The following is a 9496-nucleotide window of genomic DNA, read 5'->3' as shown; positions in this document are numbered from 1 at the left end:
GCTTTGTCATGCTGGAGCGGGTGACGGGAATCGAACCCGCGCTATTAGCTTGGGAAGCAGACCGATTCGGCCTGTCATGGCTACTGACCTGCTCGTATGAGCGGGCCTCGCTGATCGTGACGAGCAACAAACCCTTCGGACGCTGGGGCGAGGTCTTCGGCGACGACGTCGTCGCCGCAGCCATGATCGACCGCCTCGTCCACCACGCCGAAGTCATCAGCATGAAGGGAGACAGCTACCGCCTCAAGAACCGAGACCTCGGCCGCGTCCCCGCAGCCACAACCAACCGCGAACAGTAACGACCAAACACATCAGGGGGTCAAAGTTCGTTCGGCGCGAGGGGGTCAGGATTCGCTCGGCATTGACAGCGCCGGCGGTTGTACCTGATGGCCGCTGTTGCTGTCACCGTTGCTGTCAACTGAGGACGCTTCATTCGAGGTCACTGAATCGCAAGCGGGGCATGGTCCGGGGTGCTCTCCCGCGCGAATGACGGATGGTGTGACAGACGGTCTCGCGCGCTCCGGCTCGCGGGGGTCTGGGGGCGTCAGATGTCCGTGGCCGTGTAAATGTGGGCCAGATCCCAGATGAAGCCGTCCTAGCCAGGCGTTAGCAGGATGAGATCCGTCCGCCAGCTCCGGCACTGCCTGCGTCGTGCCCATTCCCCTGAGTCGTCATCCTCGTACTTCGCCTCCGCGACGTCGGCGTTTAACATGATCTGCGGAATCCATTGTGACCAGGCGCCTCTCGGGTTTTTGCGCCCACCCACCGGGGGCCACCGACCCCCTGTCATCGACGTCAGAGTAATTCGGTCAAGAGTTCCGACATATTTCGGTCAGGAGACTCTTGATCTCGGATGGTGGATCAGTCAGATTGAAGTCGCATCAGAGATCGCCATCCGAAGTCCGCCGGATGCGCTATGTGCGCTCCTGCAACCCGGAGGAGACGAAACTTGTTTAAGAAGGCACTGGCTGCTGCGGCATGCCTGGCTGTGAGCCTGGTCTTGGCATTTTCCTCGATCCAGACAGCAGCAGCAGCAGGCAAGACGACCTCACCAAGTCCACCACCAGACCCCAATTCTCATGTGAGCCAAGCTCCAAGACCGGCCAAGGATACGCGCGGTCTGACCAGACAGTCTAGAACCTGTAGCGAGATGCTCAAAGAGCTCAAAACGCCATCCAAAGGCAATCTGCGCGCTTGCGTCGAGGAGCGTCCTATCGTCTCGAATTCTGCACCGGGTGTGCAGCAACTCAGGAAGAAATCCGCCATTGCAGCAGCGACGCCGCCGCCCGACTGGTGCTGGGATCACAGGAACGACGGGATGTGGCACAATCGGTACGAGGCGTGCTATTACAATGACGGCACCTTCACAGTAACCGACCAAACGGGAAAAGTGGTCGGTGGAATGACCTACATCGTCCTTCACTACGTTTACGTCTCTGAGTTTTTCCCGACATATGAGCAGAACATACTGATCAGTCCCACGTCCAACGCATGGGGAGCGGCCGTTGGCACCACCGTCAACGGGGCTCTTACCTGCACCGGCGGAACATGCACGGGCCTGCAGAACGACTTCCCAATGCAGCCACTCAACGTTACGTCACACTTCGCCGATGGACAAGGAGTCTTTGGCACCACCGTATCCACCGTCGGAAGTACCGGATTTCCGACGCACCGACTCGACTACTGGTTCCACGGTCCCCAATTTGGACAATCAATAAACGGATGGTCATCTTGGCAAAGAGTACGGTGCGACAACGCGGTACCGGGAGTAAATAACGTCCGCTGCATCAACTACCGCTATACGCCGACGATGACATACAGTCTGACGGGCCCATATCCCGAGTTGGCCAGACACATCCAAGACGCGCTCAACAGCGGCCTGCCAGGCGCGGTAGGTGGCACTCCACTCAAGCGGGAAACCGACTCCGCGAAGGTTGACGCCAACGGACGCCGCGCCTGTCCGAGCCCTGGCTACACCCGCCCGCAGGGAAAGAGTTGCGACGAGTACCCATTCCGCTCCACCCAGCAGGGTGCGAGTACGGCCAATCCACAAGGACCAGCCCGAACATTCACCTGGTGTTCGATTCCCGAGCCGACCGGCGTGACCGGCCCAATCGGCTACAGCGTCTGCATGATCGATTCAACGCAGAACAGCACGGGCGGAAGCATACTTAACTCCCAGTTCTACCTGCCCTATCGGGTGATCCAGAACGACCCGTTCACGGTCTCGATCACGCCTTGACCGGTAAACACCGAGTAGCCGGTATACCATAACTTTTATGGATAAGCCTGTGGAGACCGCGCAGAGCAACGTGCACGTGACCTATCACCAGCTGTACGTCGCCGACGCCGACACGCTGCCCGATCCGAAATATCTCCTTGTCTTCGACAACGGCCTCGTCGCAATACAACCCGGTATCGCCGTGGTCTCTACAGGCATTCATACCGGCAACGTCGCCGTGACCGTACAGATCTGGGATCAAGCTGCGCCGGCCCCCACGTCCGCCCACCAGGAAGAATGGGATGAGATAGCCGAGGTTACGCTTGAGGCACACGACGCCGGTGAGGTAGGTGTGGTCGGACTGATGTCCGACCTGCCAGGTCTGCCGGAACTCACTCCAGGCGGACCTGGCCGCTACCGGCTAAGGATCTACGCACGCGGCCGCGACACCCTCGTCGATGGAGTGGCCACCGAGCCGGTGGAGGACTACCTGATCATGACCTGGCCCACGCAACTCGACGACCAGGAGATCATCTACCGACAGACCGACGACTACGGGGCGACCCTCCGGGCGTCTGCTCAGCACGCCCGCGCTACGCGACGGTGGGGTGGTGAGCAGTAGGCGCCGCAACCACCGGCGCTTACCGGCCAAGCACAGGAGTACCGACCGTTGATCCGCGGATCCGCTCGGATGCCGAGAGTAAAGGAGGGCAGAGCACGCCGCGAGTGTCGGTAGTGCTTGCGCGGACTCAGCTGCACGGCGTAGCCCTCGCGTGTCACGGAAACACCCTAACGGCGGTCTATGAGACCTCGACGATCAAGGGAAAAGCCGGCCTGGAGCCCCGGGCCGGAAACCCAGAACAATCGTCACAGCGTCACGGCGTCACAGCGCACGGACCCCTCAGCTTCCGGAAACGGTTTAGGAATCCAGCGATGCTTCTTACCGGATTGGCCCCTTGACCTGGGCCGACTCATCGCAAGAGGGTTATCTCCAAGGTGGTCATCCCGTGGATATCCCGCGCTGGCCGGTCCGGGTGTCTGGGGTCAATCCTGCTCGTGGAGTGGGTGCTCCTGGGGCAGTGGGTCCCGGACGTGCGGGAGGTCGCGTTCGCGGTTGGCTCCGAATGCGGCGAAGTTTTGCCGCGCCTGGGTGAGGCTGAGGTTTCCGTTGGGGCCGCCGCGGACCAGGTCGGCGTCATGGTCGTCCTGGCCGTCGTCCTCCCAGAAGCAGACGGAACAGATCTCGAAGTTGCCCCGTTCGTCCAGCGTCAGGTACCCGCAGCAGGGACACGGGTAAGGCCGATCGCGTTCCGGCAAATGGATGCTGTCGTTTTCCAGCCGGTCGGTGTACTGCTCGAACCATCGGATGCGCCGGGCGAGCTCCTCCGCGCCAGGTTGGTCTGCCATGTCCGCATTCTCTCCGATCGCGCCGGCTGCTGTGCCGCAGACCGAGTGCTCTCCCTGCTTTCCAGCAGCAGCACCGCCTGACACAGGACCGAGGTAGTTCGAGGGCAACCCTGACCCGTACCGCAGGGCCGGCCACGGCCCGAGAAGCGGAAGCGGGGGCGGCAGCGAGAGCCCCCAAGCCCGGACGGTGCCCAGCCACCCACGGCGAGCGACCTGAACATTAGCTTGGGAAGTCACTTCCAGTGCTCGCCTCTCACCTGCGATGTGGCTGACCTGCGCCGAAGTGACGGTGTCCCCGTGAGTGACCGTACGTGTCCCCGATTGCTCGCTCTAACGGGCACGCAACGGGCACAGCCGACGGTTTACAGAGGATCGTGGATCTTGCCGTCCCTCTCCCGCTGACCTCGGGCGAGCTGAGTTAAGCGTGCACGCGAACCTGATCATCACGTGAATATCCCGCACTTTGGTTCTGGAGTTGCTGCGGCGCGTTCGCGGTCCCCAGTGGAGGGAGGCGCGCTGGTTTTCCTGGGCCTTCATCGACTTCGGGTGGAGCACCCGCCAGGATGCTCGATGGTGCCATGACCTCCGATGCGGACCGTGACCAGGTCAACGAGGCCCCAGGTGAGCGCCTGGTAGATGTGCGCATTCCTGTCGTCCGGGGAACGTATGCCATCCGGCCCGGCGGCTTCCGCGCAGGCGTCGGCAGCCGCGCCTGTGACCTCTTTGAAAGCGTGGTCGAAGGCATCGTCGATCACCTCTTCGCTTGCCTGCAACTGGCGGGACAAGGCATCCAGGCGGTCGGCCAGATCGTGTCTGCCGAGATGTGTCATGCGCGTTCGGGCAGCCGCCAGTACCTTGCCGAGATCAGCCAGCGAACGCTCTACCGCGACGGGGTCCCTGACCAGTTCCGACAGGCGGTATCCATTCACCTCGAAGGTCACCTTCACAAGGCTCACATGTCCGGACAGGACAAGCAAGGTCGGCCGGAGCAGCCTGCCGCCCGATCGGGACGGGCCAGAGGGTCCGGCGCTCACGCCGCACGCCCGTAGCGACGGTGTCGGGCGCCGAGGACGGCGGCGCTTCATGACGGCAGGCGGCCGAGCGCTCGCGGCCTGGCCGGACTGGGAGGACAACGGCCTTGTCTTCTTTCCCTCGCTGCGCGGCACTCCGATGGAGCCCGACAATCTGCGCCGGAGTTAGGGTCGTGTCCGGGCGGCGGCCGGCCTGGATGACATCCGATTCCACCATGCGCCACATGTGCGTCTCGCTGCTCCTGGCGGTCGGCATCCCGCCGCACATCGTCCGGGAGATCGTCGGCCATAACGACATCGGGGTCACGATGACGATCTACGCGCATGCGGCGCTCGACGGCAAACGCGCAGCGCTCAGGAAGCTGGGGGATGCTCTCGGCTGAGGACGTTGCCGTCAAAAACGCCCCGAGCGATAATCGCTCGGGGCGTCCTGGCTGTTCAGAGGCAGTGGGCAGGGGCGGGGTCGAACCGCCGACCTTCCGCTTTATCGACGGGGGCGAGGCGAGTGCCTCGTCTGATTCAACTTGACCTCGAGCGCGCTCCAGGTGCTTGGCTGCTGCTCATGGAATACGTACAACTAGGTCGTACTGGGCTCAAGGTGAGCCGGCTGGTGCTCGGCACCATGAACTTCGGCGAGCATACCGACGAGCCGCATGGTCACGAGATCATGGACGCGGCGCTCGACGCGGGGATCAATTTTTTCGACACTGCCAATGTCTATGGCGGGAGGGAGAGCAAGGGTCGTACCGAGGAGATCATCGGCACCTGGTTCGCCAAGGGCGGCGGCCGCCGGGACAAGACGGTCCTGGCCACCAAGGTGTGGGCGAACATGGGTCCGGACGGCGATGTCTGGCCGAACCACGACAAGCTGTCCGCGCTCAACATCCGCCGCGCCGTTGACGCCTCCCTGCGGCGGCTCGACACGGATTACATCGACGTCTACCAGTTCCACCACATCGACCGGGCGACACCGTGGGAGGAGATCTGGCAGGCGATGGACGTCCTGGTCCAGCAGGGCAAGATCCTTTATGTCGGGTCCTCCAACTTCCCCGGCTGGGACATCGCCCGCGCCAACGAGACGGCCGCCCGGCGCGGCTCGCTCGGGCTGGTCAGCGAGCAGTGCCTGTACAACCTGTTCGAGCGGCGCGCCGAGATGGAGGTCATCCCAGCCGCACAGGTGTACGGCCTCGGGGTGATCCCGTGGTCGCCGCTGCATGGTGGGCTGCTCGGCGGAGTGTTGCGTAAGGAGCGCGAAGGCGGAGCCGTGCGTTCGACGAGCGGGCAGCGCAGCGCGCAGATTCTGGCCGATGCGGCTCAGCGAGGGCGCATTCAGGCGTACGAGGATCTCTGCGACAAGCACGGCATGGAGCCGGGCGACGTGGGCCTGGCCTGGCTGCTCACCCGGCCTGGGGTGACCGGCCCGATCGTCGGACCGCGTACGCAGGCGCAGCTCGACTCGGCCCTGCGCGCCGTCGAGTCGGAGCTGTCTGAGGAATTCCTCACGGGCCTAGAGGAGATCTTCCCGGGTCCCGGGCCGTCGCCAGAGGCATTCGCGTGGTGAGAACCGGTTGATCCCCGAGTCCACGACGGCCACAACGTCCTGCGTCGACTCGGGGATCGTGCAGTGCGTCGTCACAGTTCACAGGTGTCGACCCTCGCCGACCTGGAACGCGTGAAGGCCCAGGCGGAGATCATGTCTCTGGCCTGGGCCTTCGTCCGATATGCCCCCAACGGGATTCGAACCCGTGCTACCGCCTTGAAAGGGCGGGCATGATCTTGGTCGCTGACCTGGGGGCCGCCAGGAATAGACCTCGACTTCTGACCTCGCTCGTGATGGTCGCCGCGGTGAGTTTGTTCGGACTCCGTTGACCACCACAGCACTGACCCTATTCACGTCGGGCGGCGCGTCCGGCGGCGAGGCTTGGGGGTGGAGTCCTTTTGCGGGGGCTTCTTACGGGTGGGTGGTTGTTGGGGGGTACGGCCACGGGAGCTGTTGGGGGTGCGGCCGCGGACGATGCCGATCAAGTCCTCCATGAGGTCGGTCGTCTCGGCCTCGAGCCAGGCCAGGCCGATCTGGGACTGAGGGGCGTCGGTCACGGTGCGGTAGGTGAGGTCTTTGCGGTGGTGGAGACGGGCCAGAGACTGAGGGAGCAGTAGTACTCCAGCCCCTGACGCCACCAGCTCGATCGCGTCCGCCGTGCTCTCGGGACGGGTGAAGGCGGGCTGCCCGGGCCGGTCGACCCAGGCCAAGTCCTCGTCGAGCGGCTCGAGCACATGCTCGTCGGCGAGGTCGGCAAGCTCCACCTCCTCGACTGCGGCCACTGCGTGATCCTTCGGCACCACCATCACGGTCGTCTCCAAGTACAGCGGGATCACGTGGAGAGCTTCGCGGTCGACGGGCAGGCGCACAAACGCCGCGTCCACGCCCCCGTTCCGCAGCAGGAGGACAGCCTCGGCGGCGGGCATCTGGATCAGCCGAAGCGGCACCTCCCGTACCCGCTCGGCCCATACCCGGGCCCATTTCCCGGGCGTCATTCCCGGCGCGTAGGCCAGCCGGAACTCACTCTTGGTCACCTTCTCAGCCTAACCGCGTCCAGACGACTCCCTCCTGCTGGCTACTCTTGAGCTCATGAGCACGTCCAAGGCGAAGGCCCCGCAGACCATGAAGCCCGCGACCGCGGCCAAGAAGCTGGGGATCCTGTTGTCGGCAGCGCCCGCCGAATTCCAGGAGGGCGTCGTCTCCCGGGACGAGCTGAACGCGCTCCAGGCCGACCCGCCCTCTTGGCTCGCCGACTTGCGCCGCGAGGGCCCCCACCCCCGCCAGGTCGTCGCCGCCAAGCTCCGCGTCTCCGCCTCGGGCCTGGCCCGCGCCGACATCACAGGCCCTCTTACCACCGCCGAGATCGAGACCTTGAAGGCCGAAAGACCCGACTGGCTAGAACGCGAGCAGACCATCCAAACCCGGGTCCGCCAAGATGAGCTCCACCTCAAGCAGCAGCGTGCCAAGGCTTGACCCACCGGAACGAGGTTGGTCTCTGCCGGGGTCTGTCCAGCGTTCGGCTCTGTCGCTCTCTCGGTGGTAACTGAGGGCTGCAGGACGGGTACCGCGGGGTCTTCGGCCCGGCGTTTAGCAGGTGATCGCGGTAGCGGGTCGACGAGGGCGGGACGATATTGCGGCGCCCGCCGGATCCGCTCAGGCTTGTCGATTCGCGCGTAGCGTTTGACGGTGTCCAGGGCGAGGTTCAGCCGCCGGGCGCACTCGCCGAGGCCGACGCCCGCGTCGAGTAGGTCGTGGACTTGGTGCCATCGGGCAAGGGTGGTGGTCGTTCCGCCGTCGATTTGCGCACGCGGAAGGCGCCGGCCCAGCAGCCGCTGTGAACGGGACGGATCAGTAAAGCGGCCGGCCTCGACAATTTCCGCTTTCACGACATCCGGCACACGTGCGTGTCGCTGCTGCTCGACCTCGGCGTCCCGCCGCACATCGTGAGAGACATCGTCGGCCACAGTGACATCGAGGTCACCATGACGATCTACGCTCATGCGGCACTGGATGAGAAACGGGCGGCGCTGCGGAAGCTGGGGGATGCCCTCGGCTGATGCCGTTGCTGTCAAAAAGACCCCGGGCGATCTTCGCTCGGGGTCTTTCGGCTGTTCAAAGGCGGTGGGCAGGGGCGGGGTCGAACCGCCGACCTTCCGCTTTTCAGGAGTACCACCCACCCTGCAACGGTGCTCTCCACGGAGGTCGGACAATGGTCGGGGTGTGCTGGTGGCTGTCGTTGGTTGCCGCTGTTGCTGTCACCGTTGCTGTCAGCTTCCGTCGGTCTTGGTGAAGACGACGCGTTGAGCGGTCAGGTTAGGGCGTGCCAGGTAGCCGGCGTCAAGCCATACCGCCTGGGTGTGTTTGGGGTCGGAGCCCCACCATGCCGGATGATCGAAGGCGCTTCGTGGAAGGGGCGCCCCAATTACCGCCGAGACCTCGGAGAAGGTCATCTCGATTCGCCCGTGGCCGTCTACCCGCAGATGACGCTCCAGCCGCTCGTACTGGTCGCGCCGCACCATGTCCCCATGTTGAACCACGAGAGCATCGCTGTCGCCCACGCCAGTGCATTATGCAGATGGCCAAAACCGGCCCTTGGAGCTCCCCACGACTCGAGACGTTCGGCGGAGCAGGTGGGCCTGGCTCAGAGTAGGTTGGCTCCGCCAACGGCGAGAGGTAGTGACAGACCTCGTCCTACGGGCAATCCGGTCGGTTGAGGTCCGGGGCGCTGAAGCTACCGGTGCGCGCTCAGTCCCGTGGATAGCACTGGCGACTCGGGAATCAGACCGATCCCGCCCGCCCCTTATGGTCGCTGACCAACGCGACCACATACCCCAGACCGTCCCTCCCTGCCCCTCCTGCACCGTGCTCAAATGCGCGCTAATTGCACGGTGATCAAGCTCGCGACGTGCGGTAGCGAGGTCGGCCAGTCGGCTAGTTCCCAGCGCCCATCTTGGCTGCCACGGCAGCCACCACGATGACCAGAATGATGAACAGTGCCGTGTTCACCCAGGGAGGATTCCGTCGATGCGCCCGGACTGTATGGCGTCGGGTGCTGCGCTTATGTCGTTTTACGTAGGGCATCCACGTCTCCTCGCTGCGGGGGCTGACGGAGCTGCACCTGACGGTACGTCGGTGGAGCATGGAGCGCCCGGGTGTTTACCAGCTATGGCCATATGAGGTGTTGCCGTCCTCGCCTCTTGCCGGAGGCTCCGAACGCTGGAGAGGACCATAGAAATCATCACGATCCTCCTTTATCCCAGCCAAACCTTAAAAACCACCTAGTGTCCTGCGCCAGAA

Annotated in this window: 11 protein-coding genes, 2 tRNA genes and 1 pseudogene; 7 read left to right on the top strand and 7 right to left on the bottom strand. The window is 64.1% G+C overall.

Features of this window, described 5'->3' with window-relative positions:
• The 3 genes from HKK72_RS31080 to HKK72_RS31070 all read left to right on the top strand — a co-directional run.
• Positions 1–299, top strand: a 299-nt coding sequence (locus tag HKK72_RS31080; protein ID WP_261987377.1) for an ATP-binding protein, incomplete at its 5' end; no start/stop codon positions are given.
• A gap of 851 nt (positions 300–1150) precedes the next feature.
• Positions 1151–2242, top strand: a complete 1092-nt coding sequence (locus tag HKK72_RS31075) for a hypothetical protein (protein ID WP_187238000.1) — start codon at positions 1151–1153, stop codon at positions 2240–2242.
• A gap of 49 nt (positions 2243–2291) precedes the next feature.
• Positions 2292–2843, top strand: a complete 552-nt coding sequence (locus HKK72_RS31070) for a hypothetical protein (protein WP_187237999.1) — start codon at positions 2292–2294, stop codon at positions 2841–2843.
• Between the two features lie 422 nt (positions 2844–3265).
• Here the strand turns inward: HKK72_RS31070 and HKK72_RS31065 are convergent, their stop codons facing one another.
• Both HKK72_RS31065 and HKK72_RS31060 read right to left on the bottom strand, forming a co-directional pair.
• Positions 3266–3628, bottom strand: a complete 363-nt coding sequence (locus tag HKK72_RS31065) for a CPCC family cysteine-rich protein (RefSeq protein WP_187237998.1) — start codon at positions 3626–3628, stop codon at positions 3266–3268.
• Positions 3629–4161: 533 nt separating this feature from the next.
• The gene (locus tag HKK72_RS31060) at positions 4162–4569 is read right to left on the bottom strand and encodes a hypothetical protein (protein ID WP_187237997.1); all 408 of its coding nucleotides are present in this window, start codon (positions 4567–4569) and stop codon (positions 4162–4164) included.
• A gap of 314 nt (positions 4570–4883) precedes the next feature.
• On the opposite strand from HKK72_RS31060, the gene HKK72_RS41630 reads away from it, so the two are divergent.
• Both HKK72_RS41630 and HKK72_RS31050 read left to right on the top strand, forming a co-directional pair.
• Positions 4884–5042, top strand: a complete 159-nt coding sequence (locus HKK72_RS41630) for a hypothetical protein (protein WP_261987376.1) — start codon at positions 4884–4886, stop codon at positions 5040–5042.
• Positions 5043–5221: 179 nt separating this feature from the next.
• Positions 5222–6220, top strand: coding sequence for an aldo/keto reductase (locus HKK72_RS31050; protein WP_187237996.1), 999 nt, complete (start codon positions 5222–5224; stop codon positions 6218–6220).
• Positions 6221–6381: 161 nt separating this feature from the next.
• Here the strand turns inward: HKK72_RS31050 and HKK72_RS31045 are convergent.
• Both HKK72_RS31045 and HKK72_RS31040 read right to left on the bottom strand, forming a co-directional pair.
• Positions 6382–6455: transfer RNA gene (locus HKK72_RS31045), tRNA-Glu, on the bottom strand.
• Between the two features lie 94 nt (positions 6456–6549).
• The gene (locus HKK72_RS31040) at positions 6550–7233 is read right to left on the bottom strand and encodes a LysR family substrate-binding domain-containing protein (protein WP_315987540.1); all 684 of its coding nucleotides are present in this window, start codon (positions 7231–7233) and stop codon (positions 6550–6552) included.
• A 55-nt stretch (positions 7234–7288) separates the two neighbouring features.
• On the opposite strand from HKK72_RS31040, the gene HKK72_RS31035 reads away from it, so the two are divergent.
• The gene (locus tag HKK72_RS31035; protein WP_187237995.1) at positions 7289–7672 is read left to right on the top strand and encodes a DUF5997 family protein; all 384 of its coding nucleotides are present in this window, start codon (positions 7289–7291) and stop codon (positions 7670–7672) included.
• An 83-nt stretch (positions 7673–7755) separates the two neighbouring features.
• Here HKK72_RS31035 and HKK72_RS42950 read toward each other — a convergent pair.
• Positions 7756–8010: pseudogene (locus HKK72_RS42950) on the bottom strand (ISL3 family transposase); the annotation flags it as partial.
• 36 nt (positions 8011–8046) lie between these two features.
• On the opposite strand from HKK72_RS42950, the gene HKK72_RS31030 reads away from it, so the two are divergent.
• Positions 8047–8256 carry a tyrosine-type recombinase/integrase gene (locus tag HKK72_RS31030; RefSeq protein ID WP_315987541.1) on the top strand — a complete coding sequence of 70 codons (210 nt, stop codon included), beginning with the start codon at positions 8047–8049 and terminating at the stop codon, positions 8254–8256.
• Positions 8257–8321: 65 nt separating this feature from the next.
• Here HKK72_RS31030 and HKK72_RS31025 read toward each other — a convergent pair.
• Both HKK72_RS31025 and HKK72_RS40230 read right to left on the bottom strand, forming a co-directional pair.
• A tRNA-OTHER gene (locus HKK72_RS31025) sits at positions 8322–8378 on the bottom strand.
• Positions 8379–8466: 88 nt separating this feature from the next.
• Positions 8467–8757, bottom strand: coding sequence for a hypothetical protein (locus HKK72_RS40230; protein WP_222721362.1), 291 nt, complete (start codon positions 8755–8757; stop codon positions 8467–8469).
• Positions 8758–9496 lie beyond the last annotated feature (739 nt).

The sequence above is a fragment of the Actinomadura sp. HBU206391 genome (genome assembly GCF_014323665.1).
GTDB lineage: Bacteria > Actinomycetota > Actinomycetes > Streptosporangiales > Streptosporangiaceae > Actinomadura_C.
Note: the sequence above shows the minus strand (reverse complement) of the source record. Positions and strands in the feature narration are given on the sequence as shown.